This is a genomic window from Bifidobacterium sp. W8114, assembly GCF_016101165.1.
GTDB classification, from domain to species: Bacteria; Actinomycetota; Actinomycetes; order Actinomycetales; family Bifidobacteriaceae; genus Bombiscardovia; species Bombiscardovia asteroides.
Genome location: NZ_JACFRA010000003.1, coordinates 183470 through 209123 on the forward strand (window position 1 = coordinate 183470; position 25654 = coordinate 209123).

The window sequence follows — 25654 nt, forward strand, 5'->3', positions numbered from 1 at the left end:
CGTCCGGATTCGACCCGTGTACCCGCGCCCGACGAACCCTGCAGAGATTGGGAGGAACGATGTTCACTGTATTGGGATTGTCTAGATTCCAGTTCGCCATGACGACGATATTCCACTTCTTCTATGTTCCTATGACCATCGGTCTGGCCCTGGCGGTCGCCATCATGGAGACCGTCTATGTGGTGACCAAGAAGGATGTCTACAAGAAGATGACCATGTTCTGGTCCAAGATCTTCCTGCTCTCCTTTGCGGTGGGTGTGGTAACCGGCATCATCCAGGAGTTCCAGTTCGGCATGAACTGGTCCAATTACTCCAGGTTCATGGGTGACATATTCGGCGCTCCACTGGCCATTGAGGCCTTGGTGGCTTTCTTCCTGGAATCAACTTTCATTGGCGTGTGGATGTTCACCTGGAACCGTTTCAAGCCGGCCGTGCATGCGGTCTTCATCTGGCTGACCTTCCTGGGTTCCTCCATGTCGGCCATCTGGATTCTGGCTGCCAACAGCTTCATGCAGCACCCGGTTGGATTTGAGATCAACCAGGCCACCGGTCATGTGCGGCTGCGCAGTTTCGGTGACGTCGTATCCAATCCCCAGCTGTGGATTGAGTTCCCCCACGTCTTCTTTGCCGCTGTCTGCACAGGGGCCTTTGTGGTCATGGGTTGCAGTGCTTTCAGCCTGCTGAGGATGCATATGGGAAACAAGGACAAGGCCGTGGCCGCTGTCGAGGCCGACTCCGAGAAGCAGGCCAAGGTCAACTTGTTCACCAAGTCAATCCGTCTGGCCGCTCTGCTCGGACTTATCGGTTCCATCTGCGTGATCACCTACGGTGATTTACAGGGCAAGTACATCGTGACCGATCAGCCTATGAAGCTGGCTGCCACCGAGGCCATCTATGAAGACACCGGTGATCCCGCCCCCTGGAATGCTGTGGCTCTGATCAATGAGAAGGACCATAAGATCGAGGGGTCCGTCGAGATTCCCGGAGCCATGTCGCAGCTGGCTTACGGCAAGAAGACAGGTGCCGTCAAGGGCATGAACACCGTCAACAAGAAGCTGCACGAGAAGTATGACGCCAAGTTTGGCAAGGACATGAACTACTACGTGCCGGTTACCACCCTATTCTGGGTCTTCCGTCTGATGGTCGGAATCGGGTTTGCCTTTGCCCTGATATCCGCATTGGTGCTCTGGTTCACACGTAAGAAGAAGAACACACTGTTCACCTCGCGTTGGAAGCTCTGGATTATGGGTATTTTTACCTTTGCTCCCTTCGCTGCGACAACCAGTGGCTGGCTGGTGACTGAGCTTGGTCGCTATCCCTGGCTGGTTTACGGTTATCAGACCATTGCCGATGGAGTTTCGCCCACCAGCACGGTGCCGAACCTGCTCTTCACCTGCATCGTCTACTTCCTGCTCTTCCTGGTTCTGGGCGGAGTTATGGTCTTCTACACCAGGAGAACCCTGCACCAGGGACCCTTCTATAAGCCGGATGACGGCAATGGGCCGCAGCCTGCCAAGGTGCATGGAGCACCGGCTCGAGTAGCCTTGGCCTGATGGTCGTCTGACCTCAAACCTTTCCTTCCCCTTCGGCAAATCCCCCGCTTCGGACCGTATGGTTCGGAACGGGGGATTTGCTGTCTTAAAGGTTTGCCATCAGTGGCGAGCGGCTGTGAGATTCAGATCAGAACAGAGAGCAATGGCGAACATGATGCGACAGAGGTTATGTATGTTCGGCATAGAGCTGATACCAGGCTGGCTTCACTCATTTTGGTTTTGTTGCTTTGGTTCTGTTGCACCGATTCGTTCAGACCTGGGCGGTCAGCTTGGCTGTAATCCTCTGCAACAAGTCTCGCACCCCTTTGTCCATTGGGGAACCCTCAAGGTTGTACGCAGCCTGTTGCAGATAGTCCCTGGCGGTTTGCCGACTGCTCTCCATCAGTTGGGGATGGGATCTGAAGTAGTCGACCACCTGGTCGGGATCGTCCTGCTGGACTAGGGTTCTGAAGTTCTCATCCTTTTGGAACCCCAGCAGGACCGGCAGAGTGTAGATTCCGTCGCGAATATCCTCCAGCTTGGGCTTGCCGGTGTCGCGATCCAGATCGAAATCGTTGATGTCATCGATGATCTGGAAGGCCATGCCCAGATTGCTGCCGAAGTCTCTGGCGGTACGTTCCAGGGCCGTGTCAGTTGGCTGGCCATCAAGGCGGATTCCAGTCAGGCAGGCCAGTCGGAAGAGTGCTGCGGTCTTGCCCGAGATGGCCCGGTCGTAATCGTCAATGGTTATATGGGTGTGGTGACGGTCTGACTCCTGGTAGAGCTCGCCACCCACGATCTCACAGACCGTGCCGGCTTGCTCGCGGATAAAGGCTGTGTCAGGGGCGATGGAGGCCATAATCTCCATATAGCGTGAAAGGATCAGGTCTCCTAGATAGATGGCGGCCTTATTGCCCCGGATGGTGTGGACCGTGGGCTTGTTGCGGCGTATGGGGGCATTGTCCAGAACGTCGTCGTGGACCAGGGTGGCCAGATGAAGCATCTCGATGGCGGCGGCGCCGGTGATGACGGTATCGTCCAGGCGCCCTTTGTTTCGTGAGCCGGCCCGGGCAAAGAGGATCACCATGGCGGCGCGAATCATCTTGCCGTGGTTATCCAGCAGTCGACGGTAATCCTCCTGATAGGGAGCCACATGGGTACGTTCCTGGTGCAGACGGTTGACAACCCGCTCAAGATCCTTGCGCAACAGGAGCTCTTGTCCTTCTGCCATGGAGGTACGCTCCCTCTATCTCGTTAAGAACCGCAACGTATCCAATATACCAAGACCGGGGCCAGGCCTGAAGATTGTCGCCCCTGTCCTGACTATCGCCGTAATCACTGTGGTCAAGCTCACATCAAAGTGTTGTCGTACTGTGATGATCCTGAAGCCTGAATCCGATTCGTAAGGGGGCTGCATAGATGGGCCCAGAGGCAAAGGCCGGTGAAGTAGGCTAGATGTATGAGTCAGCATTACAACGCGGATCGGGTTTCCCCACAAGGCGGCGAGGGAGAGCATGATCGACCGCTGTCCGTTTCAGCTCGGCTGGGGCGGCTTCAGTTCCATTACTCGGGCAAGTTCAGACTTTTGCAGCTGGCCGATGTCCAGGAGGGGCCTAAGGTCTCTTCGGACACAATCAGACTGATAGCCGCGGCCTGTGATGCAGCAAAGCCTGATCTGGTGGTCTTCTCGGGCAACCAGGTGGCCGGTTACGACACGGCCTATGAGCGCACCTTCCGTAAAAGGCGTTGGAGCACCCCCCTGGATGGCATCTACTCGGCTGGTCTGAGCATGGGCGGCGCCCTGGGACTTGGGGGAGCCTCCCTGAAGCGCTCCTCCAAGATTCAGGATGGCCAATCTGCTGCTGACCGCAGGGAGCTGAGTCGCAGGGAATCGGAGCATCAGGCGGACGACAGGGATGCCGAGCGTGTACGTCGGCAGAACATCAAACACACCGAGGACCTGGTTCGCAGAACTGTTGGCCTGATCACAGGCCCACTGGTTGAGCGCGGGATTCCTTTCGTCGTCACTTATGGTAACCACGATTTCCAGTGCGGTCTGGACACGGATCAAATGGATGCCATCTATCGGGAGGTGCCCGGTTGCCTGAACCCGGAGGCTACGGTCGCCCACCCTGATCGGGTCCATGCGCTGATCGGATCGGCCCTGCCCTCCCAGACGGCCTTCGTCTGCGCTCCGGGCACCTTCGCGTTGCCTGTGGCGGATTGCGACGGTCACGGGGTGGTCATGGGCCTGGTTCTGGTGGACTCCGGCGACTATGCCCGTGCAGGCGGTTACGGCTCACCTTCGGCCCAGGCCCTGGATTTCCTGGCGGCTGCTCCTGACCTTCTGGGCAACCGATCCATAGTCTTCCAGCACATGCCCATTCCCCAGTTCTATGATCTGCTCAAGCCGGTGCCGGCCACCACAGCCTATGCGGTCCAGGGCTACCGGAGTTTCGACTCCCGCTGTTACATTCTGGACGAGTCGCGCACCTGCCCGGGCTCCTACTTGGGCGAAGGAGTCTCCTGTCCGGACGAGGACAGCGGCGAGTATGACCTGCTTACCCGGAACCGGGGCTATTTCGCCCTCTTCGCTGGGCATGACCACCGCAATGGCTTCGTCGGACGCAGCGGTGAACTGACTCTGGGGGCTACGCCCACATGCGGATTCGGCTCCTACGGTCCGGTGCCCGGCAAGCGGGCGGCACGGCTCTTCGAATTCGACATCCGTCATCCCCATCATCCTCGCACTCAACTTTTGGAGTTCGGGCAATTGGTGGGGCGGCCCGGATCCCACAAGGTCTACACCTTCGCCATGAGCCATGTGCCTACCTCTACTGGGGATGCAGTCAACCTCCTGCGTCGGCCTGGGTTCTTGGCTGGTGGCCTGACGGCCCTGGCAGGGTTGATCGCCTCCTGGGGCTCCACCCGACGGCGGTAAGGATGGCGATAAGGGCCAGGAATGCCCTCAGACCCTACGACGGGTAGGGGATGAGGCTCGTAGCAGGGCTTCGGTCAGATATTTGCCAGCGGCCATGACCAGGGGGGCGTAACGTCTTCCAGGCGTGGTGGACATACGGTTGACCGGCCCGGAGATGGAAATGGCGGCCATGACTTGCCCGGATCCGTTGCGGATGGGAGCCGAGATGGAACAGACGCCCTCTTCCCGCTCATTGATGGACTCTGCCCAGCCGCGTTTGCGTACAGTGGCAAGGGTTGCTGCGTTGAACTTGGCGTGTCGCAGACCCTGATGGAGGCGTTCGGGTTCCTCCCAGGCCAGCAGGATCTGTGCCGCCGACCCGGCCTCCATGGACAGCAGGGCGCCTACGGGGATGGAGTCGCGCAGGCCGGAGGCGCGTTCCACCGCGGCGATGCAGACCCGGACCTCGCCTTGGCGGCGGAAGATCTGGGCCGATTCGCCCGAACGGTTGAGCAGTGTATGCAGAATGGGCCCCGAGGCGGTCAGCAGACGATCCTCGCCGGCGGCGGCGGCCAGTTCGGCGAAGCGGGAGCCCAGAACGAAGCGGCCATGCACGTCCCGCAGAACGAAGCGGTGGCGCTCCAAGGCGATGGCCAGTCGGTGGGCGGTGGGGCGAGCCAACCCGGTTGCGTTGACCAGCTGTCCCAAGGTCATGGGTCCGGTCTCCAGGGTGTCCAGAATTCGCACCGTCTTGTCCAGAACGCCGACGCCCGAATGAATCTCCTCCTGATGCATGTTCGGATCATTTGCGGAGGGGTATCTGTCGTCGTCGTTCATAGAAAGCGTGTCCATGCTTGAATTATGCCATCTCAGTATATGAAATGCAAAAGTTCATAACGGTTGGGCAGTTCCATACTCGGTGGTAAGAGGCCGGCGGGGTGCCGATGAGGTTGGCGCCCCGGCCGGTCGTAGGCTTTCAGGAGGCGATATGGGACGCACAATGGCGGAAAAGGTCTGGACCGATCATTTGGTCAGAAAGGGCCAGGGAGGCGAACCCGATCTGATTTACATCGATCTGCAACTCATGCACGAGGTGACCAGTCCACAGGCCTTCGAGGGTCTGCGCCTGGCAGGCCGGAAGATCCGTCACCTGGACCAGGTCATCGCCACTGAGGACCACAACACCCCTACCATCGACATCGATCGGCCCATCGCAGACAAGGTCTCGGCTCTGCAAATCTCCACCCTGGAGCGCAACTGCCGCGAGTTCGGAGTCCGTCTGCATCCATTGGGGGACGCGGACCAGGGCATTGTCCATGCTTTTGCACCCGTCCTGGGATTGACCCAGCCCGGCATGACCATCGTCTGCGGTGATTCGCATACCTCGACCCACGGGGCTTTCGGGGCCCTTGCTTTCGGTATCGGCACCTCCGAGGTGGAGCACGTTCTGGCCACCCAGACCCTGAGCCTGAAGCCTTTCAAAACCATGGCCATCACCGTCCGCGGTCAGCTCAAGCCCGGCGTGGGCGCCAAGGACGTCATTCTGGCCGTCATTGCCAAGATCGGCACGGGTGGCGGTCAAGGGCACGTTCTGGAGTACCGGGGCGACGCCATTCGACGCATGTCCATGGACGCGCGCATGACCATCTGCAACATGTCCATCGAGGCCGGGGCGAGGGCCGGGATGATCGCGCCGGATGAGACCACCTTCGCCTACTTGGAGGGCCGGCCGCACGCCCCCAAGGGAGCCATGTGGAATCAGGCCCTGGAGTACTGGCGAACCCTCCCCACCGATTCGGATGCAGTCTTCGACAAGGAGGTCATCCTGGATGCCGACCAGCTGACCCCTTACGTGACCTGGGGCACCAACCCCGGACAGGGTCTGCCCATAGGTGCTGATGTGCCTGTGCCAGAAAAGATCGCCGACCCGGCCAAGCGCCAGGCGGCCCAGGAGGCCATCGACTACATGGGTCTGAAGCCGGGGATGCCCATCCGGGACATCGCCGTGGACACCGTCTTCATCGGCTCCTGCACCAACGGGCGCATCGAGGATCTGCGCGCAGCAGCGGCCATCATGAAGGGGCACCACAAGGCCAAGAACCTGCATCGCGTCCTGGTGGTTCCGGCCTCTTCGCGAGTTCGCATTCAGGCCGAAAAGGAGGGGTTGGACCGTATCTTCGAGGACTTTGGAGCCGAATGGCGCAACGCCGGCTGCTCCATGTGCCTGGGAATGAACCCCGACCAACTGGTGCCGGGTGAGCGTTCCATTTCCACATCCAACCGCAACTTCCAGGGTCGTCAGGGCAAAGGCGGCAGGACGCATCTGGCCTCGCCCGAGGTGGCTGCAGCCACCGCCATCAGAGGGACCATTTGCTCCCCGGCCGATCTGTAGGCCTATCGAGCATACGTCATCGTCATCGCCATCCAGCAGTCAGGAGGTCATCATGGAGCCACTTTCCGTTGTAACCGGGGTCGGGGTGCCCTTGCGCCGCTCCAACGTCGACACCGATCAGATCATCCCCGCAGTATTCCTGAAGCGGGTGAAGAAGACCGGCTTCGAGGATGCGCTCTTCTACGCCTGGCGAAGGGATCCGAATTTCGTGCTCAACCGACCCGAATATTCAGGTGCCCGCGTCCTGGTGGCCGGGCCGGACTTCGGCATCGGATCCTCGCGCGAGCACGCGGTCTGGGCACTGCGGGACTACGGCTTCCGCGTGGTCATCGCTCCCCGTTTCGCTGACATCTTCTATGGGAACACCGCCAAGAACGGGGTTCTGGCCGCCATCATGCCCCAGGAATCAGTGGAGTTGCTCTGGAAGCTCCTGGAGGAGGACCCCGGCACTGAGATGACCGTGGATCTGGGCGCTCGCACGGTCACCTGCGCGGATGTGACCCTGCCCTTCCAGGTAGACGACTACGTGCGATGGCGGCTCATGAACGGCTACGACGACATCGATCTGACCTTGCAGCACGAGGATGACATCCGTGCCTATGAGCGCATGCGAGCTGAGCGCTTCCCCTTCAAGCCGCGTACACTACCGGCTCAGCACATGCCCGAAGAGCCGGTCACTTCAGCCAGAGAGGGCCAAATCGACTGGCCTGGGCCCCTGGCTGACCGCGGCATCATCTGACCGACGGGCCGTGCGCCCTCATATGAGAGTCCTCCGCTCCTTTTTCGCTTACCATGGAAATGACAGTCATTGGCCGACTGTGACCGGTTGGCGAGCGAAGAGGGGCGGTTATCATGAGGCACAGCAGCGGCGATGTGCACGACTGGGGCGTTCGACGGGCAGTGAATGCCCTTAGTGCTTTTGCTTTCATCTATGTGGCCATCGAGACCCTGGCAGGTCTATTGGGAGGCAAGGTGGTTCTGCCCGCCCTCTTCCCACATGCGTCCAAGGCGCAGCTCAACGGTCCTTTGTCGGACTGGACAGTGGTTATCGCCGTAGTGCTGGCCCTGCTGTTTGCCTTGATCAGTCAATGGCCGGTCATCGTAGGTCGTGAACGGCATGGCCAGGACCAGGTGCGTTGGGTTACTGCGCGCCGATTCAGCCTGCTGGCGTTGATTATCGCCCTGGCCTGCTTCTTCCTCAGTCAGTTGGTGGCCAGTGCGGCTAACTCTGGGCTGAGCGCTATCCTGTCCGGCACGGGGCTGCATCCGCCGACCGCACCTGACGATGGCGGCGGCCTGGAAACGCCGATCATGCTCTTCTATGGCATTCTTCTGGGACCCTTTGCCGAGGAGTTGGTCTTTCGTGGGGTCATCATGAACGGCCTGCGCCGCTTTGGTCGAGTCTTCGCCATCATTACCTCTTCCCTGCTTTTCGGCTTCATGCATGGCTCCTTGGTCCAGGGTCTGTTTGGTTTCATTTCCGGCCTGGTTCTGGGCTATCTGGCCATGGAATATGGGCTGGTCTGGTCCCTGCTGGTGCACATGCTCAACAATGCCTTCTCTTCAGGTCTGCTGGCCAAGTACATGCCCCTGGCACCCGAGGTGGTTCGCATCGGCCTAGGCCTGCTTATGATCCTGGTGCTGTTGATCGGTGTCGTCGGGCTGCTGTTCAAGATCAGGACTCTCCGTGATTACTGCCGCGGCAATCGCGCTCCCAAGGGGATCTACGCTTCATGGAGGGCGCCCTGGTTCCTGCTCTTCTGCCTGGCGTGCCTGCTGATGGCCCTGAGCGAATTCGTACCAGGGCTGGCCTGACCGGGCAGTCGATGTGCCGGCTCATTGTCGGGATTCTGTCGAGGAAGGGCGGGGTCGGGCTAGACTCGGATATGTAGTGTCATGATATGAACGCGGGGAAAGGTTCGTGTCGCTGGACGCCCTTGACGGTCGTACGGTAGTGCATGAAGGGGAAGGATCATCGACGGATGAGGGATGATGAGGATCGCGACAGCGGCAGCGAGTCTGCCGATGCCCAAAGCGATCAGGGGCGCTGGAAGGTGTCGCGCTCCTCTATCGCCCTCATGACTGCAAGCCACAGTGCCAGCAAGGACTACGCACGCCACTGGGATTATGAGGAAGGGTCCATCGACCTGCCGCCTTTGAGCCTGCCGGGGGAGGCCGTGGATGATGGTTTGGCCTATCCGGGACGAATAGCCCATAGGAAGACTGCGCTGCTGAATGATGAAGGAGCTGGCGGCAAGGGTGCCAGGCCAGTCGGTGAACGACCCTCCGTGCTTCCCGGATCCTATGATTTTTTGACTTCGGTCACTGTGGCCAATCAACCGGAAGTCCCCACATTTCCTCCGGCAGACCTGCCATCTGACGGGCATACTGGAAAGGATTCCGGCCAGGAGCCATCCCCGCGGCGCGTGGTGGCTCGCCGAGAGCTGGAGGATTCCAAGGCCGCAGAGATCTCGTCACAGCCGAAGCAGCCTGCGGCCAAAGTTGTCTGGTCCTGGACCAAGCCTGAGGTGGACAATGGTCCGGTCTTCTCTTGGAATATGCGCAAGCGTCGTAAGCCGTCCGCAGGGGCCCGCGCAGGCAAATCCGCAGCTTCCATAGCCAAGACCACATCTGTTTCCGCATCCTCTGTAAAGGCTGTCGATTCCACCGTTCCGGCACCTTCCAAGATTGAGCAGAAGTCTTCCAAAGCTTCTGTTCCCGCTGCTTCTGCAGTTGAACCAGTCGGAACCAAGCCAGTGACCAAGGCCGGGGCACCCTCGGCTTCCGGCTATGAGGATTCGACGTCTGCGAAACCGAATCCGGGGGTCTCTGCGCCTACAACCTCTGTTCATACGTCAGCAAACCCCGTGGTATTCGCCGACCGACCGGTTGTTGTCAGTCATTCAGATGTCGACCGGGATTCCTCGGTAACTGGTTCATCGGCTCCAGGGCAGAGCGATGCTGTGTCGCAAACTGTGGCCAGCGAAGCCGATCATCAGGGGCGTCGGGTCTGTTCGACTCCACGTGTAGTTGCCCATTCTGCTGCAGTCGCCGGTGACGGCACCGGTGGTCGCGTCGTTTCGTCAAAGGCTATTGGCGGACAAGGGACGGCGCTCGCGCAGAAGGATCATGTCGGTCAGCCCTTGCAGACCGGCCAAGAAGGCATTGCCGTTCAGACTGCCCCCTCTAAATCTTCAGAGGCTGTGAACGCATCTCCAGGGACGCAGTCGGTCGTCCAGTTTGCCTCTTCGCCCACATCCGTATCCTCTCCAGGCGCTTCTGTGGCCCTTGCCGCCAAGGCTGCAGAGGCTGCTGCAGCTGCCGTGGCCGCCAAGACCGAGTCCGCCGAGACTGGGGACGCCGCAAAGAACGCAACCAAACCGACACGTTCTTCGCGTGGTCCTCGCAAACGTGTTGGTGGCCTTCATCTCGGTCTTTTCGCCAGAGGTCAGGAAGGGAGCGAAGGAGCCCGTCGGTCGTCCAAGCGGCGGTCTGCTCAAAACCGTACCCGTACTTCAGTGGAGGCGGCAGCGCCCAGGGTCGTTTCCAATGCTTCGGAAGGACCCGGCGCAGGAGCAAGCCGACCGGTACCGGCCAATTCGCAGTCGATTGTTGCTCCCAGTGAACTTGACGCTGTCACGCCAGCTGCTGCAATTGCGGCTCAGGCCCAGCCCCAGGCTCAGTCGCAGACGGCTAAGCCCGCTGCGCAAAAGTCCACCACCTACACAGCCAGTTCGGGGGTACTCCACGCCGTCAATGGCCAGGCTGCCTTCGCCTTTGTCTATCTGGCCATATCGGTTCTGGTGCTCATGGTCGGTTCGGGGATGATCCTGCCAGTCATCATGGAGCAGGTCAAGGACCCCAGATCCATCGCCTTCCTGTCCGATGGAATTACCCTCCTGTCGGTTCTGCTGGCGCTGACATATGCCTGCATCTCAGAGTGGAGCGTTATTCGAGGTAAGGATCAGCGAGGGCGGGACGCTGTCCACTGGCGAACAGACAGAAGAATGACGCTGGCGGCTCTGCTGGCTCTTGTAGCGGTGCTCCTGCTTGGCCAGGGGATGGTTCATGAACTGAACAAGTTCTTCAACCACTTCTGCCTGCTTCTGCACATCCCCTCCCTGGCCTCGCGCAGTCTGCTGGTCACCGGCGCTTCCTCGCCGACGATGGCCTTGTACGCCCTTCTGGTGGTTCCTCTGGCTGAGGAGCTGGTTTTCCGTGGCATCATTCTCAACGGGTTGCGTCGGTATGGCCGGGTCTTTGCCATCCTGACCGCATCCCTGCTCTGCGCCCTGCTCCAGTGTGATCCGGTCTCTGGGCTTTGGATCTTCCTGCTGGGGCTGGCTCTGGGCTACTGCTCCCTGGAGTATGGTCTGATCTGGGCCATCGGGGCCCGCGTGGTCGGCGATCTGCTCTTCAGCGGCCTGCCCAACCGTTATCTGATGAGCGCCCCGAGAACTGCTCGTCTGTCGATTTTGGCAGTGGCACTGGTCTTGGTCCTGGCTGGGTTGGTCATGTTCTTCCTGCACCGCGCCAGTCTTTTGGACTACCGACGGCGTTATCGGGCCCCTAGGGGAACATACGTTTCCTGGAGGCAGCCCTGGTTCCTGCTCTATTTGCTGCTCTGCCTGCTGCTGACAGTCTTCAAGTTCGTACCCGGTCTGCTCTAGCGCATAACGCATTGGGTCTGCCGGTGGTGGCGTAGACTTGGACAAGCTGGAGGACAATGCCGGATGGCCAAACCTGCAGAGGATCATGAAAGGGCATGGTGACATGGGGCAGACAGCGACTGCGGCCGACGCGCCAGGGACTGGGCAGACTCATAAGCCTAGACGAGGTGCGGCGGATCGCGCATGGATGAGTGCGGCCAGGGGAATGCTCAACCGTCAGGCCGCCCTGCTGCTGGTCTATCTGCTTATCATCAACAGCGTCGGCCTTCTGTTCGGTGTTCTGGCTCAGATGGAGTGGAATGCCGTGTTTGATCCGGTGCCTGCCCACTCGGGATTTATGTATGTGATCGTCCATGCTGACAAGGAGTATGGAGGCATCATCAACCTGATCTCGGCCTGCACAGGCCTCTGTTTCCTGGTCTTCACTCGGCGTCGGCAGATCTGCGATTCCGGCCCTATGGGCATATTCCACACTGATCTGCATCCCATGACCTGGCAGGTTTTGCTGGGGTGCTTTGCGCTGACGCTGACAGGGCAGACCCTGGCCGGCTGGTATCAGTCAGGCATGGACTGGACCACGGCGCAGTTGGGAGTGCAACAGTCCTGGACCACGACTGAGCAGATTCAGCAGGCCTCGGGTACCATACCCATGTTCATTTACGTCAGCCTGCTGGCCCCCGTCATCGAGGAGCTGGTCTTCAGAGGTGCCATCCTGCACGCGCTGAAGCCTTACGGCCATGTCTTCGCCATCGTCACCTCCGCTGTCATGTTCGGCTTCTTCCACGGCGATCTGGGCCAGGGGTTCTTTGCTTTCATCATGGGTCTGCTCCTGGGCTATCTGGCCTGCGAATACTCCATCTTCTGGTCCATGGCCCTGCACGTGTTCAACAATCTGGTCGTCAGCGACGGGTTGCAACTCCTGCTCGGGTTTATGAGCGACAATATGTCCTCCTACGTCAACGTGCTCATGATGCTGGTAGGCATGCTGGCAGCCGTGCTGGTCCTCTACCTGGGCCGTCATCGGATTATCGCGTTTCTGCAGGAAAACCACACGTATTCGAACGTCTATGGTGCCTGGGCTTGCCCATTCTTCGTCATGTTCCTGCTGATCATGGGCTTCACGATGCTGACCCCCTTCGTTTCAGCAGGCGCCTGACCAGCATCTGACTGGGTGGACGCTCTATGCCCGAGGCGACAATTCACGGTGTCCCCACACCCCCTGTGGCAGACTTGCAATAAGGGCCGATGTTGTGCCAAAGCCCGGCTCTGAGCGGATACGAGAAAGAAGCCGATAAATGCCCAAGGTGAATACACAGGATGATGTACTGCATGTGGTGGGCGGCAGGCCCCTGCATGGCACCATACAGGTCCGTGGGGCCAAGAACTTCGTCAGCAAGGCCATGGTTGCCGCCCTGCTGGCTCCTGGTGTATCAGTGCTCAAGAACGTGCCTGAAATCCGCGACGTCCAGGTGGTCTCCGACCTGCTGAGGCTGCATGGTGTCAAGGTGGATGTCCGTCCACAGGAGGGCGTGGTCACCATTGATGCCAGCCATGTGGAGCTGGCCGACGTGGCCGATGTGGACACCCTGTCGGGCTCTTCCCGCATACCCATCCTCTTCTCCGGGCCGCTTCTGCATCGGATGGGAGAGGCTTTCATTCCCGTGCTTGGCGGCTGCCGCATCGGCAGCAGGCCCATTGACTTCCATCTGGAGACCCTGCGCAAACTGGGGGCCAATGTCGACAAGGAGCATGAGGCCGGCATCCACATCACAGCGCCAGACGGGTTGCATGGAGCCAAGATTCACCTGCCCTACCCCTCGGTGGGTGCGACGGAGCAGACCCTGCTGGCGGCTGTCCTGGCTGAGGGGCGTACTGAGCTGTCAGGGGCGGCTACTGAGCCCGAGATTATGGACCTGGTGGCGGTTCTGCAGAAGATGGGTGCGCAGATTTCCGTGGACGTGGATCGAACCATCCGCATCGAGGGTGTGCCCTCCCTGAAGGGCTTCACACATACCTCCCTGCCCGACCGAATCGAAGCCGCCTCCTGGGCCTCCGCCGCCCTGGCCACCCATGGCGACATCATGGTCAAGGGCGCCCACCAGCCTGACATGATGACCTACCTGAATGTCTTCCGCAAGATCGGCGGCCAGTTCGATGTGCGCGACGACGGCATCCGCTTCTGGCATCCGGGTGGCGACCTGCGCCCCGTGGCCATCGAGACCGACGTGCACCCCGGGTTCATGACTGACTGGCAGCAGCCCCTGGTGGTGGCCCTGACCCAGGCCAAGGGTCTTTCCATCGTTCATGAGACCGTCTACGAGAATCGTTTCGGCTTTACCGAGCCGCTGATTCAGATGGGTGCCACCATCCAACTCTATAAGGAGTGCCTGGGATCTCTGCCCTGCCGCTTCCAGCAGCGCAACTTCAACCACTCGGCCGTCATCTTCGGGCCCACCCCGTTGACCGGCCAGGACATCGATGTGCCCGACCTGCGTGGCGGCTTCAGCCACCTGATTGCCGCGCTGACGGCATCCGGCCCCTCCAACGTTCACGGCATCTCCCTGATTGACCGCGGCTACGAGGACTTCCGCGACAAGTTGCTGGCCCTGGACGCGCAGATCGACTGATCCGGCAGGTATAGATGGCTTCTAAAGGCAAACCCTCCCCTCGGTCCGCTGTGCCAGCCCTGCCCGATCAGCGGGTGGCCCTGCTGGCTCAGAGGCACAGGTTGGTGGATCCGACTCGCTATTATCCCACTGGTCACCGCACGCCGGACCTAGACGAGATAGACGGTCAGCATCCGGTGGGAACCACCCGTTTGCTATGGGGGGTCTCCCAGGTGGTGCGAGACTCCTGCCGGGTCTATGCCTGGGGGCTGGAGCGGGTGCCGCAGACCGGCCCCTTCATCACTGCCGCCACCCACGTGACCCAGTTCGACGTTTTCATTCCTATGATGGCCCTCTTTCACCAAGGGCGTCGTCCCCGCTATATGGCAAAGGCCGAGATGGCCCATTGGCCCCTGATCGGCAGCTGGTTCCGCATGGTCGGCATGCAGCCGGTGGAGCGCAAGTCCGGCAAGGCCAGGTCGATTGAAGAGGAGTCGATCAGCATCATTACCTCGGGCAGGCCTTTGACCATCTGGCCTGAAGGGACTGTGACCCGTGACCCTTTGAAGTGGCCCATGTCGCTCAAGCCCGGGGTCGGATTCATCGCCTTAGAGGCCTCGCGGCAGCTGGGTCGCATGGTTCCTCTGTACCCCAGCATCACCTGGGGGGCGGCTTCAATCAATCACAAGTGGCCCTGGCCGCGGAAGAACGTGGTCATGTGCTATGACAGGCTCCTTGACTATTCCGACCTACTGGAAGACATGGATCAATGGGGTGCGGAACCACCCAAACAGTCCGTGCATGCCCTCTGTGTCCGCCTGCGAAACCGGATGGAGGAGGTCATGGCTGAGATTCGTGGCGAGGAGCCCCCGGCGGCTGGATACTTCGATTATGTGACCATGATTCGTCGGCCCAGAAGCGAGCAATAAGGCCGGAACGCACCTCCAATTCCCCCTGCCTGGCGGCGGTGTCATAGGATGGTAGAGATAAGAATGAGGCTGCTGGTCGGCGTTCCCGTGCGCACGGCATTATGCAAAGGAGAATGATGACGAAGATCGCGGTATTGGGAGCAGGCGCATGGGGGACCGCTTTTGCCCAGGTATTGGCCGACGCGGGCAATCAGGTGGTCATGTGGGACATCGATCTGGATGTCGTGGACGAAATCAACAGTAAGCATTCGAATACCCGCCGCCTACCGACTGTGGAGAAGCTGCCCGATACCATCATCGCTGAGGGTGATCGGTCCAAGGCCGTCTCGGGGGCTGAAATCGTTGTCATGGCCATTGCCGCTCAGCATGCCTGTGAGGCTTTGACTGAATTCAAGGGTCTGCTGGGTCATGATGCCATTGCTGTTTCTCTGATGAAGGGGATTGAACGGGGTACGGACAGGCGGATGGACCAGGTGGTCTGCCAGACGCTGGATTTGGATTCAACCAGGTTCGCAGCCGTCTCAGGCCCCAACCTGAGCAAGGAGGTGGCCGCCCGCGAGCCGAGCGCCACAGTGGTCGCCAGCGCTAATCCAGATGCCGCCATGAGAGTGGCCTGTGCCTGTACGACCGACTATTTCAAGGCCTTCGTCTCGGACGATGTGATCGGCCTGGAAATGTGCGGGTCGTTGAAGAACGTCACTGCACTGGCTGTTGGGATGTCACGGGGGGCGGGATTCGGGGAGAACACGGCTGCCATGATCCAAGCCAGGGGGCTGGCTGAGCTCACCGCTCTGGGGGAGGCCTGCGGGGCCAAGTCCAAAACCTTCGCCGGTCTTGCCGGGGTAGGCGACCTGGTGGCCACCTGTGGATCGTCCCTGAGCAGGAACTACACTTTTGGCTTTAATTTGGGCCAGGGCAAAAGTATTGAAGAAGCCACTCGCGTCAGCAAGGGTGTCGCTGAGGGCGTGCCTACCACCGATGCTGTCGTCGCCCTGGGTAAGCGCTACCAGGTGGCGACCCCGCTGGCTACGGCCATGAGCCATGTACTGGATCAGGGTCTGAGCTGCCGGGGGATGATTGACGAGCTGTTCGGCGGACAGATCACTACAGAGTGAGTCTGGCGGCCGTCGGAAAATTCTGAAGGCTATAGGTGTGCGAAGACTGTGAAGCGGGCGCTATCAACCTTTTGCTCGGCAATGAACGGTTTTCCGAGTCAGTCAGTATGTCTTTCTCGTCTGGTGCCTGCGTCAGCTCCATCATGCCTGTGTTCGTGCCAAGCTTGTGGATGAGCGCCCCTGACCAGTCTCTGCCGCCCGTCAAGGGGATATTCTGCTGTCTTGAGTGATGTATCTGCCCGGGCAGGTGCATGAGGTTGGAATTCATGTCCAGGATGAGGAAAGCCGAGGGATGATGGTCAGGAAACGTGTTGTGGTGCTCTATGGTGGGCGTGCCGACGAACATTCCATATCCTGCGTGTCGGCTGCCGGCGTGCTCAATGCCATTGATGCCGACCGATACGAGCCCATCCCGATTGGCATCACCAAGGACGGCCGATGGACCATCGGCGGCCAGGATCCCAGGCAGTGGGGTCTAAGTGATGCCAGTCTGCCAACCGTGCAGATAACCGAAGGCAGCCGTCCGGTCATTCTCGACATGGCCCGTGGCAGGGATGGGTTTCTGATCGGCGACCATGCCGACCTGGTCTCTGGAGCCGAACCTTCGAGGACGGCGGGTTCCTTGGAGCCTTTGGGGCACGTTGACGCTGTTTTTCCAGTATTGCACGGCCCCTACGGCGAGGACGGCACCCTGCAGGGTCTGCTTGAAATGATGGGTCTGCCCTACGTCGGGTGTGGTGTCTTCGCTTCTGCTGCCTGTATGGACAAGCACTACACCAAGATCCTGCTCAGCCAAGCCGACATACCCGTGGCTCCCGGTATCACCATAGACTCCCGTCAACAGCAATCCGGAGCCGACTTACTGGCCGCTGTGGAGAAGGCAGGGCTCCATTACCCGCTCTTCGTCAAGCCCTCCCGTGCAGGATCCAGCTTTGGTGTGGTCAAGGTGGAAGAGCCTCAAGCCGAAGTCCTGGTTGCTGCGGTCGCCGAGGCCGCGAAGCATGACTGGCGGGTCCTTATAGAGGAGGGCATTGAAGGGCGGGAGATTGAATGCGCTGTGCTCGCCTCGAGCAGGGACAGAGAGCCTCGTACAGCCTGGCCTGGCGAGGTGGTGCTGGATAAGGCTGATCAGGACGAGGCTTTCTACGACTTCGACAGCAAGTATGTGGACTCCTCCGCATCCCACGTGGAGGTTCCTGCGAACCTGCCGGAGGAAACTCTTCAGAAGGTTCGCGATCTGGCTTCCAAAGCCTTCAAAACCGTGGACGGTGCCGGTCTGAGCCGTGTCGACTGCTTTGTGACACCCGAGGGCAGGGTCATCGTCAACGAGATCAACACCATGCCTGGCTTTACGCCCATCTCCATGTATGCCAAGGCCTGGGAGGCAACGGGGATCACATACACCGATCTGATTACTGATCTGATTGAGGGTGTATCAGCCTGACGCTGGAGTCTCTTCCGTAGTTTAGGCATCTTGGGAGAGGGAGAGATGCCGCTTTTGCACTTCTCCCGCAGGAGGAGAAGATCATCCGGTTAATGTTCAATGTCTTTTGTCTGGAGCTCGGCCTCCTGAACCAGGTAGTCCTGGCCGGCCAGTGCGCGGGTGGCGGCATCCTGCATATCGGCGGCGATGACACCCTGCTTGGCGAACATGACCACTTGGCCCTTGATGCCATAAGGGGTGAAGCCCTGGAGCTGGACAATGGGCGGGTTGGATTGCATGGCCATGCCCTTGGTTGCCTGGGCCACCGCCTGTGCAATGGAGTGGGAGGACTTGGCTATATCGGCATTCCCTCGCAGGGTGAAGGGAACCGTGGCGGCAGCCTCGCCGGCCTCGGTGATCTTCTCGAGCGCCGTGGTGTTGAGGATGGAGTTGGGGATCAGCAGTTGGTTGCCGGTCCTGTCGATGACGATGGTATGACGCCAGGTCACGTCGCGGACGGTTCCGGTGGTGCCCTGGATGGTGATGATGTCGCCGGGCTGGACCACCTTGCTGACCATCAGTCCGAAGCCGCCGACGATGTTGGCAATTGTATCCTTCAATCCGAAGGAGAGCGCCAGGCCGCTGACGCCCAGGGCGGCGACCACTGTGGATGGGTTGATCCCGAAGACGGGTTGCAGGACTGTGGCAGCAGCGAAGATCCAGATCAGGGCGCGGACGATGTTGACGAAGATGGAGGCACTGGGCAGGTTGGTCCGTTCCAGGGCACGCCGCATGGCCGCCGCCACAATCTTGGAAATCAAGGCAGCGCAGACAGCCACGACGATCAGAAGAATGATCTTTCCGAAATTCTGGCGGAACCAGTAGATGATGGCATCGCTGAAGCTGGAGATGGCCTGTTCCGACCTTCCCATGGGGTCCTTGTCCTGATTGGCGCTTGTGATGCTTGTGCTGGCTAGTGCAGGAACTTCGCTTGTAAAATTGACGGTCAGATTCATGAGGCCTGGTCCTCTGCCTTGTTTCCGGTGCCGACTGTTAGGGGTTTGTCCATCCACATGTGCGGGCATCCCTCGTCCTGGTCGTGAATGCCTATGTCCCTATACCCCAAGGACTTATAAAAGCCCTCCACCCGTTCCTGGGCATGGAGCGTGAGCCGGTCAGCCCCATGGCTCCGAGCGGTTTCCTCAGCCTTGGCTACCAAATAGGCACCCAGGTGCTGACCGCGGTAGGGCTTCAGCACCGCCAACCGGCCAAGGGTCCATGTCTTGCCACGGTCGGGAAAGATCCGGCATACCCCGACGGGTTCATCCCCGTCATAGGCCACAATATGGAGGCTGGCATCGTCGGTTCGATCGAACTCGTTGTGAAAGCCTTGCTCCTCTACGAATACGGCCTTACGGATGGCCTTGGCATCCTCGGGAATGGCCTTGTTCACCTCATACCGCATGCTTCCTCCTCGCCAGGGTCCTCCGCTGCCTCCAATCTACCAAGTTTGACCCTTGGCGTGAACGGATATCCGCAACAGGATGATGACCGGTACGTGCGGCTGTCTGCTGTCTGACCCAGACGATTATATGGGTGGGGAATCTGCAAGCAGTGCAAACTTGCAGAAGTGACATTGAAGTGACGCGGGAACGAGTGGATGGCCATGGACAAGGACTCAAAACTGACAGGTGTTGTTGGCGGAGCCGGTAAAGGTGCTTGGCGCTTGCAGATGGAGCGGATGCTTGCTGGCGAGCTCTATGATGCCTCGGATCCCGAACTGGGCCAGCTGCGGGTCAAGGCCCACGAACTTTGCCGTCTTTTCAACGCATCTTCTGAGCAGGAGCGGGACCTGCGTAACCGGCTTTTGGACGAGCTGGTGCCCGAACATGGTCAGGATGTTGACTTTATGGGGCCTATCTATTTCGACTATGGATGCTTCACCAAGCTTGGCTCGCGCATCTTCGCCAATTTCAACTTCACTGTCCTGGATACCTGCCCTGTGCAGATTGGCGACGATGTGATGATCGGCCCCAATGTCACCCTGGCCACCCCCCTGCATCCCCTGCGGTGGCAGGAACGGAACCTGAGGCGCCATGAGAATGGCTCCCTCTACGACTACGAGTTGGCGGCTCCGATCACTATCGGATCCAACTGCTGGCTGGCGTCAAACGTGACTGTGGCCGGGGGAGTGATCATCGGCGATGGTGCGGTCATCGGTGCCGGATCCGTGGTCACCCATGACATTGCACCTGACTCCTTGGCTGTGGGTGTGCCCTGCCGGGTAATTCGTACCATCACCGAGGCTGATCGGATGGAACTGCCAGAGGAGGGCTGAAGGCCTCCTCGTTTGAGACAGCATCCATGCTGGCCAGCTGCTGGGCTATGGTCTGTGGGTCTCCGCCCGGGCATGCTGCCTGAATGCGTCCGTCCTGGAGGAAGATGACGCGGTGGGCCCGGGCGGCGACGTTGGGGTCGTGGGTCACCATGAGGATGGTCTGGCCGCTGCGGACGGCCAGATCGAAGAGGTCCATAACCTCCCGCGAGCTATGGGTGTCCAGGGCGCCGGTAGGTTCGTCGGCCATGATGATTTCCGGGCTGGCAGCCAGGGACCGGGCGATGGCAACGCGCTGCTGCTGGCCACCACTCATGTCGGCCGGATAGGTGTTGGCATACCCCTCCAGGCCGACGTTCGACAGGGCAGACAGGGCCGCTTGGGCGGAGATTTTCCTGCCGCCGAAGAGGCTGGACAGCATGGTGTTCTGCAGGCAGGTGAAGGCGTTCACCAGGTTATAGTCCTGGAAAACGAAGCCGATATGATCGCGCCGGAGCCGGGTCAGCTCCCTCTCTTTCATTCGCGTCAGGTCCTCACCGGCGATGGCCACACTGCCCTGCCTGACTTGGAGCAGTCCCGCGGCGCAATAGAGAAGGGTCGATTTGCCGGCGCCTGAAGGACCCATGATGGCCGTCCAGGTCCCAGCCTGACATTCCAGACTGATTTCGTCCAACACCCGGGCGCCCTGCTTCTGCCGTGTTCCATAGTCATAGCAGATCTTGTTCAGAATAAGTGGGGTCTGTGCGTATGGATCTTTAACCATCCGATGCTGCATCATTGCCTTCCTTTCGGTCGTTTCCTACCCGGCCTCTATCTCTATAAGACCATGGCGAGAGTTCCTGTCAGGGTGTTTTCAGGGTCGAATCGGGGACGATTCAGGGTGGAATCAGCAGGGTTCCCATTCCCTCCTGAAGAGTATGTATCGTGTACGTAGAGGAGTCGCATCTCTTGCCGGAAGGGGGAATGATGGGCGGGTCGTCATCAGGATGACGGGGATTCGGTGATTGCTTATTTCCTCGGAATTGCAAGGATGCAACCGTCGGTTGACGGCAAATATCGGTGTCTTTGGCCGGATGCAACCCAAAGCTGGTGGCGGTCGGAGCCCCGCACGTTTCATCATGGCCTCGTTGCTGGTTGAATCGGCAATCTGCCGATCGGGAGAAAGAACAATATGAGTTTCAGAACCAACGTGCAGTATCTGCGTTCGCAGCGCAACATGACTCAGGAGCAGCTGGCCATGCTGGTGGGGGTGTCCCGTCAGGCGGTGTCCAAGTGGGAGTCGGACAAGGCATATCCTGAGATGGACAAGCTCCTGGCCATCTGTGACCTCTTCGGCTGCACCCTTGATGACCTGGTCCTGGGCGATGTTCGGCATCCGGGTTCCGGGCAGCGTGCATCCAGGCCGGACCATCAGGAAACCACCCAGGCGACTCCGCCAATCCATGCGACTATGCCGCCTGTCCCGTCTGCTATGGAAGACGTTACCGGCTACGCCTCCTTCAGCAATGTCTACAGTCTTCGGATGGCTTTCGGAATTGCCCTTATCATGCTGGGACTGGCTTTCGGTGGTCTTTTCGCCGGAGTCAGTCAACCGACCGACGCCCAGAATGGTCTGGCCTTTCTTGCTCTGATGATCGGCATCGTCCTGGGCCTGGCCTGTCTCATACCGGCGATTTCCACCAGGAAGGACTTTCGCCGCAGGCATCCCTATGTGGCGGATTTCTATACCGATGAGGAGCGCTCGCGAGTTTATCGGCAGACTACCTGGGAGTTGGTCTGCGGTTTGGCTGTCGTGCTCCTGGATGTGGGTATCAACTCTGCCGGATACCTGATCTGGGGCTGGTCCGATCAGGTCAGAGGGTTTGTCTTCTTCCTTCTTCTGGCTCTGGGCGTCTTCCTACTGGTCCACGCTGGAACAAGCCATAGGATGATGAACCTCCGTGCCTACAACAGGCAGGTTGATTCCGTCGATGACGGTCGCTGGGATACCTATCGTTACGAGCACCGGGTAAGCAATGCCATCAGCGGAACCGTCATGGGCCTTTGCACGCTGGTGGCCCTGACCATGCTCTTTTCGGGCAATTATGACAACCTCTTCGGTTGGCGGATCCCATTCTGGGCCATCTGGATCATCGGCGGAGTGTTCTGCGGAGTGCTCCAATCACTGATTGGCATCTTCCGCAAGCCTCCGCGTGCCTAAGACCTTTAATTTGCCTTACCTAATGGAATGTAGTAGTCTAATAAAGTTGTGTGTTCATCCGTAGCCTTGTGTTGCGGACAAGAACACCTGGGACGACTTGGAAAACAACGTAAAGGAAGTCATCATGGCAGCTCGTTGCGCGGTGTGCGGCAAGGGCCCGCAGACCGGTTACAGTGTTTCTCATTCGCATATCCGGAACAAGCGCATCTTCCGCCCCAACCTGCAGTCGGTGCACACCACCGTTGATGGTCAGAACGTGCGTCTGCGTGTCTGCGTCAAGTGCCTCAAGGCCGGCAAGGTGCAGCGCATCGCCGCCTGAGTGCGGTTCGTCGGTCGTGTTTGGACCCCCGGGGGCATAAGCTCCGGGGGTTCTTGTCATCCTGAGGTATGTTGGTCGGTGCTTGCGGGAGGTAATCGGGTATGTCGGCAGTGGCTCGTGTTGGTCTGCACAGCACCGTGGCCTCGCTGGTGGCCAACAGGCGTCGGGTGAGTGCTCTCAAGGCTCTGGGTGTGGTCACGGTGGGGGATGCGCTGACCTACTATCCTTTCCGCATCACCGATCCCATGCAGGTCACCACTATTGCCGGCATTCGGCTGGGTGAGCCCTGTGCCTTCGCCGCCCGGGTTGATCAGGTGCGTCTGGTGCCACTGAGCGGTCACCGGGGTTTTCGGCTGGACGTGATGGTGGACGATGCTGCCTTCGTCAGCGGTCGGGGCGGCACTCCGCTTGCGGTCAGGCTGGTCTTCTTCTCTCATAAGAAGCCCTATATGGACTGGATGGTCCGTCGGCTGCAGGTAGGGGCGGATCTGGTCGTGGCCGGTGAGCCCGGTGTCTACATGGACCAGCTCCAGTTCACCCATCCTGAGACCTTGGTTGTTGCTAATGCCGATCAGGAGGTTTCTGCGGACGCATCTCGGCCCGATGCGGCCAGCCTTGACAAGGCTCTGGAGCGCGTCCGTCGGCCGCGGCCGGTCTATCACGCCAGCTCCCGCATTTCCTCGGACCATATTCACGACGTCATTCTGGGTTTTCTGCGTCTGCTGGCACATGCCGATGATGCATCTGGCTCTGTCCCTGCAGTCGGAGCTGTCGAAGAGGGGCAGCCCAGTGCCGATGTCCGCATCGATCCAGAAGCGCTGAGCCGGGCCATACCTGATGTGTTGCCCGAGCAGGTCCGTGTCGACCAAGGGCTGATGCATCGTGCCCGTGCCCTCTTGGGTATGCATGCCCCCGACAGCCCTGACGACTTCGCTGCGGCGCGCAAGACCCTGCGCTATGAGGAGGCCTTCGTTTCGCAGACGGCGCTTCTGCAGACCCGTCGCCAGACCCAAGAGCAGCCCACCTACCCATGCGCGAATTCGGGTGCCGACCGTCCGGACACCCTGCCCGCCCGTTTCATCGACTCCCTGCCATTCCAACTGACCGATGGCCAGCGTCAGGTCATTGACGATATAGGCGTCGACATGGCCAAGGATCAGCCCATGCAGCGACTTCTGCAGGGCGAGGTTGGCTCCGGCAAGACCGTGGTGGCTCTGGCGGCCATGCTTCAGGCGGTCCAGGCTGGCCATCAGGCTGTCTTGGTGGCTCCTACCCAGGTGCTGGCCGAGCAGCACTATGCTTCCATCGGCGCCATGCTCAAGGCCATGGGCACCGATGTGACCGCCACTGCCGTAGCGGGCCGCCATAAGCCTGTGGACAACGTCACCATGATCCGTATGACTGATCAGCTGGTCCTGCCTCTGGTACTGTTGACCGGCGGCATGAGACTGGCCCAGCGCCGCTCCGCCCTGGCTGTTTCGGCCTCGGGCCGTCCCTGCATCGTCATCGCCACCCATGCGGCCTTCTCCAAGACCTTCCAGGCTCCCAACCTGGCCTTGACCGTTATAGACGAGCAGCATCGTTTCGGGGTTGAGCAGCGCGAGGAGCTACGTCGCAAATCCGAGCGAGTTCCCCACCTGCTGATCATGACCGCTACGCCCATCCCGCGTACAGCCGCCATGACCTGGTTCGGCGATCTTGACATCTCCGCCCTGACCGAGCTGCCCAGCAACCGCAAGCCAGTCCGCACGCACGTCATCGCCGAGTCTGACGGAGCGACCATGGGCGCCATGTTCCTGCACCTGCGTAGACGGATCGAGGCTGGGGAGAGGGCCTACGTGATCTGTGCCCGTATTGATGATGAAGACGACCCTTCGGCCTCCTCAGACCGCCCCGGTCAATCCGGTGGGTCTGGCTCCCAGCCTGAACTGCTGGTTGAGGAGGGCCAAGGTGACGGCCAGCGTCCGCCACTGCATTCGGTGGCTGAAATGAGTCAGCGCCTGGCCGCCCTGCCGCAGTTCCAGGGCATCGCCATAGCCACGCTGACCGGGCGAGACGACGATGCCACCAAGAACGCCGTCATGGCCGACTTTGCCTCGGGTCGCACGCCCTTGCTGGTGGCCACCACTGTGGTGGAGGTGGGGGTGGATGTGCCCCAAGCCTCCTGCATTGTCATCTTCGATGCCGATCGGTTCGGACTCTCCCAGCTTCATCAGCTGCGCGGCAGGGTGGGGCGCGGCGGCACTGATTCTTGGGCCTTCCTGATCTCACGTGCCCCTGCGGATTCCCCGGCTGCCGAGCGGCTTGAGGTCATTCGCGACACCACCGATGGGGCCAAAATCGCCGAGGAGGACATTCGCATCAGGGGAGCCGGCGATGTGCTGGGCGATGCCCAATCCGGCGGTCATTCCTCGCTGAAGCTTCTGCGTGTGGTCACCGATGCGCCCATGATCTCACGTGCACGCATCCAGGCCGGTCAACTCCTGGAGTCAGACCCTACCCTGGCCGGGCAGCCCGAGCTGGCTGGCGCCGTTCTGGACTTCATGAGGGGCAACGAAGGTTTCCTGGTCTCCAGCTGAAAGGACAACGGACCATATGCACATCATCGCCGGCCGATTCAAGGGATTCCCCATTCCCGCTGCCCTCAAGGGCACCCGGCCTACCACCGATCGGACCAAGGAGGCCATATTCTCCCATCTGGAGTCCGAAGACTTGCTGTCCGGTGCTCGGGTCCTGGACCTGTTCGCCGGCACAGGGGCCTTGGGATTCGAAGCCCTATCCCGTGGTGCCCAGAGCTTGGTGGCTGTGGAGTCTTCTGGCCGTGTCGCTGGGCTGCTGTCACGTTCAGCTGCAGAGCTGCGCCATCACCCGGCTTGGGATTCAGCCATGGACATTCGCGTCAGCAGAAACCGTGCCGAGCGCTTTGTCCGTCCACTCTCCTCAGGTCATGAGGATGCTGGTCTGTCCGAAGCTTGCTTCGACCTGGTCTTCATGGACCCGCCTTATGATTTGTCGACGGATGACTGCCAGAGCATTATGACCGGTCTGACTGCCCGGAAAATGGTGGACGACGGAGGCATGATCGTTCTGGAGCGATCGACACGCACCCCGGCGCCCACGGCTCCTGAAGGATGGGCCATTGATCAGGCTCGCAGCTATGGGGAGACAGCAGTCTACTATCTGATGGCCCGCTGATTAGCCCTGCAAATTTGA

The 25654-nt window shown here is 60.1% G+C and carries 20 protein-coding genes and 1 pseudogene; 16 read left to right on the forward strand and 5 right to left on the reverse strand.

The window, feature by feature from the left end; genetic code table 11:
* Positions 1-59: 59 nt before the first annotated feature.
* Positions 60-1553, forward strand: a complete 1494-nt coding sequence (locus H3T89_RS05415; RefSeq protein WP_198216442.1) for a cytochrome ubiquinol oxidase subunit I — start codon at positions 60-62, stop codon at positions 1551-1553.
* Positions 1554-1803: 250 nt separating this feature from the next.
* On the opposite strand, the gene H3T89_RS05420 is transcribed toward H3T89_RS05415, so the two are convergent.
* Positions 1804-2763, reverse strand: coding sequence for a polyprenyl synthetase family protein (locus tag H3T89_RS05420; RefSeq protein WP_198203638.1), 960 nt, complete (start codon positions 2761-2763; stop codon positions 1804-1806).
* A gap of 228 nt (positions 2764-2991) precedes the next feature.
* Between H3T89_RS05420 and H3T89_RS05425 the strand changes: the two genes are divergently transcribed.
* Complete coding sequence (locus H3T89_RS05425; RefSeq protein ID WP_110416809.1) at positions 2992-4473, forward strand: serine/threonine protein phosphatase; 1482 nt, start codon at positions 2992-2994, stop codon at positions 4471-4473.
* 27 nt (positions 4474-4500) lie between these two features.
* On the opposite strand, the gene H3T89_RS05430 is transcribed toward H3T89_RS05425, so the two are convergent.
* On the reverse strand, positions 4501-5289 hold the full coding sequence (locus tag H3T89_RS05430) for an IclR family transcriptional regulator (protein ID WP_044090872.1): 789 nt from the start codon (positions 5287-5289) through the stop codon (positions 4501-4503).
* A gap of 151 nt (positions 5290-5440) precedes the next feature.
* On the opposite strand from H3T89_RS05430, the gene leuC reads away from it, so the two are divergent.
* The 9 genes from leuC to H3T89_RS05475 all read left to right on the forward strand — a co-directional run bounded on the left by leuC (position 5441) and on the right by H3T89_RS05475 (position 17608).
* On the forward strand, positions 5441-6844 hold the full coding sequence (gene leuC, locus H3T89_RS05435; protein ID WP_110416811.1) for a 3-isopropylmalate dehydratase large subunit: 1404 nt from the start codon (positions 5441-5443) through the stop codon (positions 6842-6844).
* A 52-nt stretch (positions 6845-6896) separates the two neighbouring features.
* Positions 6897-7583, forward strand: coding sequence for a 3-isopropylmalate dehydratase small subunit (gene leuD, locus H3T89_RS05440; RefSeq protein ID WP_015021334.1), 687 nt, complete (start codon positions 6897-6899; stop codon positions 7581-7583).
* A gap of 113 nt (positions 7584-7696) precedes the next feature.
* Positions 7697-8659: a CPBP family intramembrane glutamic endopeptidase gene (locus tag H3T89_RS05445; RefSeq protein WP_015021335.1), complete on the forward strand. Its 963-nt coding sequence runs from the start codon at positions 7697-7699 to the stop codon at positions 8657-8659.
* Between the two features lie 167 nt (positions 8660-8826).
* Positions 8827-11514, forward strand: coding sequence for a CPBP family glutamic-type intramembrane protease (locus H3T89_RS05450; protein WP_198216443.1), 2688 nt, complete (start codon positions 8827-8829; stop codon positions 11512-11514).
* Positions 11515-11617: 103 nt separating this feature from the next.
* Positions 11618-12670, forward strand: a complete 1053-nt coding sequence (locus H3T89_RS05455) for a CPBP family intramembrane glutamic endopeptidase (RefSeq protein WP_198216444.1) — start codon at positions 11618-11620, stop codon at positions 12668-12670.
* Positions 12671-12809: 139 nt separating this feature from the next.
* Positions 12810-14141 carry a UDP-N-acetylglucosamine 1-carboxyvinyltransferase gene (gene murA, locus H3T89_RS05460; protein ID WP_198203642.1) on the forward strand — a complete coding sequence of 444 codons (1332 nt, stop codon included), beginning with the start codon at positions 12810-12812 and terminating at the stop codon, positions 14139-14141.
* A gap of 14 nt (positions 14142-14155) precedes the next feature.
* Positions 14156-15049, forward strand: a complete 894-nt coding sequence (locus tag H3T89_RS05465; RefSeq protein ID WP_198216445.1) for a lysophospholipid acyltransferase family protein — start codon at positions 14156-14158, stop codon at positions 15047-15049.
* A gap of 113 nt (positions 15050-15162) precedes the next feature.
* Complete coding sequence (locus H3T89_RS05470; protein ID WP_198216446.1) at positions 15163-16164, forward strand: NAD(P)H-dependent glycerol-3-phosphate dehydrogenase; 1002 nt, start codon at positions 15163-15165, stop codon at positions 16162-16164.
* A 295-nt stretch (positions 16165-16459) separates the two neighbouring features.
* Positions 16460-17608, forward strand: a complete 1149-nt coding sequence (locus H3T89_RS05475) for a D-alanine--D-alanine ligase family protein (RefSeq protein ID WP_198203645.1) — start codon at positions 16460-16462, stop codon at positions 17606-17608.
* 89 nt (positions 17609-17697) lie between these two features.
* Here the strand turns inward: H3T89_RS05475 and H3T89_RS05480 are convergent, their stop codons facing one another.
* Together H3T89_RS05480 and H3T89_RS05485 are read right to left on the reverse strand one after the other, a co-directional pair.
* Positions 17698-18519: a mechanosensitive ion channel family protein gene (locus H3T89_RS05480; protein WP_198216447.1), complete on the reverse strand. Its 822-nt coding sequence runs from the start codon at positions 18517-18519 to the stop codon at positions 17698-17700.
* A gap of 80 nt (positions 18520-18599) precedes the next feature.
* The gene (locus H3T89_RS05485) at positions 18600-19052 is read right to left on the reverse strand and encodes a GNAT family N-acetyltransferase (protein WP_198216448.1); all 453 of its coding nucleotides are present in this window, start codon (positions 19050-19052) and stop codon (positions 18600-18602) included.
* 276 nt (positions 19053-19328) lie between these two features.
* Here H3T89_RS05485 and H3T89_RS05490 point away from each other — a divergent pair, with 276 nt between their 5' ends.
* Complete coding sequence (locus H3T89_RS05490; RefSeq protein ID WP_232348482.1) at positions 19329-19925, forward strand: sugar O-acetyltransferase; 597 nt, start codon at positions 19329-19331, stop codon at positions 19923-19925.
* On the opposite strand, the gene H3T89_RS05495 is transcribed toward H3T89_RS05490, so the two are convergent.
* Positions 19885-20700 carry an ABC transporter ATP-binding protein gene (locus tag H3T89_RS05495; protein ID WP_198216450.1) on the reverse strand — a complete coding sequence of 272 codons (816 nt, stop codon included), beginning with the start codon at positions 20698-20700 and terminating at the stop codon, positions 19885-19887. The two genes, H3T89_RS05490 and H3T89_RS05495, sit on opposite strands and share 41 nt — an antisense overlap.
* Before the next feature lie 393 nt (positions 20701-21093).
* Between H3T89_RS05495 and H3T89_RS05500 the strand changes: the two genes are divergently transcribed.
* The 4 genes and pseudogenes from H3T89_RS05500 to rsmD form a co-directional block, all read left to right on the forward strand.
* Positions 21094-22122 (forward strand): helix-turn-helix transcriptional regulator, encoded by a 1029-nt coding sequence (locus tag H3T89_RS05500; protein ID WP_110416820.1) that lies wholly within the window; start codon positions 21094-21096, stop codon positions 22120-22122.
* 124 nt (positions 22123-22246) lie between these two features.
* Positions 22247-22441, forward strand: a complete 195-nt coding sequence (rpmB, locus tag H3T89_RS05505) for a 50S ribosomal protein L28 (RefSeq protein ID WP_015021347.1) — start codon at positions 22247-22249, stop codon at positions 22439-22441.
* Positions 22442-22542: 101 nt separating this feature from the next.
* Complete coding sequence (locus tag H3T89_RS05510) at positions 22543-25020, forward strand: ATP-dependent DNA helicase RecG (RefSeq protein WP_198216451.1); 2478 nt, start codon at positions 22543-22545, stop codon at positions 25018-25020.
* 10 nt (positions 25021-25030) lie between these two features.
* Positions 25031-25636: pseudogene (gene rsmD / locus H3T89_RS05515) on the forward strand (16S rRNA (guanine(966)-N(2))-methyltransferase RsmD); the annotation flags it as partial.
* Between the last annotated feature and the right edge of the window lie 18 nt (positions 25637-25654).

Excerpts from the sequence above, each read along its gene's own strand:
- H3T89_RS05415 (WP_198216442.1), top strand. The coding sequence starts at position 60 with ATGTTCACTGTATTGGGATTGTCTAGATTCCAGTTCGCCATGACGACG.
- H3T89_RS05420 (WP_198203638.1), bottom strand. The coding sequence starts at position 2,763 with ATGGCAGAAGGACAAGAGCTCCTGTTGCGCAAGGATCTTGAGCGGGTT.
- H3T89_RS05425 (WP_110416809.1), top strand. The coding sequence starts at position 2,992 with ATGAGTCAGCATTACAACGCGGATCGGGTTTCCCCACAAGGCGGCGAG.
- H3T89_RS05430 (WP_044090872.1), bottom strand. The coding sequence starts at position 5,289 with ATGAACGACGACGACAGATACCCCTCCGCAAATGATCCGAACATGCAT.
- leuC (WP_110416811.1), top strand. The coding sequence starts at position 5,441 with ATGGGACGCACAATGGCGGAAAAGGTCTGGACCGATCATTTGGTCAGA.
- leuD (WP_015021334.1), top strand. The coding sequence starts at position 6,897 with ATGGAGCCACTTTCCGTTGTAACCGGGGTCGGGGTGCCCTTGCGCCGC.
- H3T89_RS05445 (WP_015021335.1), top strand. The coding sequence starts at position 7,697 with ATGAGGCACAGCAGCGGCGATGTGCACGACTGGGGCGTTCGACGGGCA.
- H3T89_RS05450 (WP_198216443.1), top strand. The coding sequence starts at position 8,827 with ATGAGGGATGATGAGGATCGCGACAGCGGCAGCGAGTCTGCCGATGCC.
- H3T89_RS05455 (WP_198216444.1), top strand. The coding sequence starts at position 11,618 with ATGGGGCAGACAGCGACTGCGGCCGACGCGCCAGGGACTGGGCAGACT.
- murA (WP_198203642.1), top strand. The coding sequence starts at position 12,810 with ATGCCCAAGGTGAATACACAGGATGATGTACTGCATGTGGTGGGCGGC.
- H3T89_RS05465 (WP_198216445.1), top strand. The coding sequence starts at position 14,156 with ATGGCTTCTAAAGGCAAACCCTCCCCTCGGTCCGCTGTGCCAGCCCTG.
- H3T89_RS05470 (WP_198216446.1), top strand. The coding sequence starts at position 15,163 with ATGATGACGAAGATCGCGGTATTGGGAGCAGGCGCATGGGGGACCGCT.
- H3T89_RS05475 (WP_198203645.1), top strand. The coding sequence starts at position 16,460 with ATGGTCAGGAAACGTGTTGTGGTGCTCTATGGTGGGCGTGCCGACGAA.
- H3T89_RS05480 (WP_198216447.1), bottom strand. The coding sequence starts at position 18,519 with ATGGGAAGGTCGGAACAGGCCATCTCCAGCTTCAGCGATGCCATCATC.
- H3T89_RS05485 (WP_198216448.1), bottom strand. The coding sequence starts at position 19,052 with ATGCGGTATGAGGTGAACAAGGCCATTCCCGAGGATGCCAAGGCCATC.
- H3T89_RS05490 (WP_232348482.1), top strand. The coding sequence starts at position 19,329 with ATGCTTGCTGGCGAGCTCTATGATGCCTCGGATCCCGAACTGGGCCAG.
- H3T89_RS05495 (WP_198216450.1), bottom strand. The coding sequence starts at position 20,700 with ATGATGCAGCATCGGATGGTTAAAGATCCATACGCACAGACCCCACTT.
- H3T89_RS05500 (WP_110416820.1), top strand. The coding sequence starts at position 21,094 with ATGAGTTTCAGAACCAACGTGCAGTATCTGCGTTCGCAGCGCAACATG.
- rpmB (WP_015021347.1), top strand. The coding sequence starts at position 22,247 with ATGGCAGCTCGTTGCGCGGTGTGCGGCAAGGGCCCGCAGACCGGTTAC.
- H3T89_RS05510 (WP_198216451.1), top strand. The coding sequence starts at position 22,543 with ATGTCGGCAGTGGCTCGTGTTGGTCTGCACAGCACCGTGGCCTCGCTG.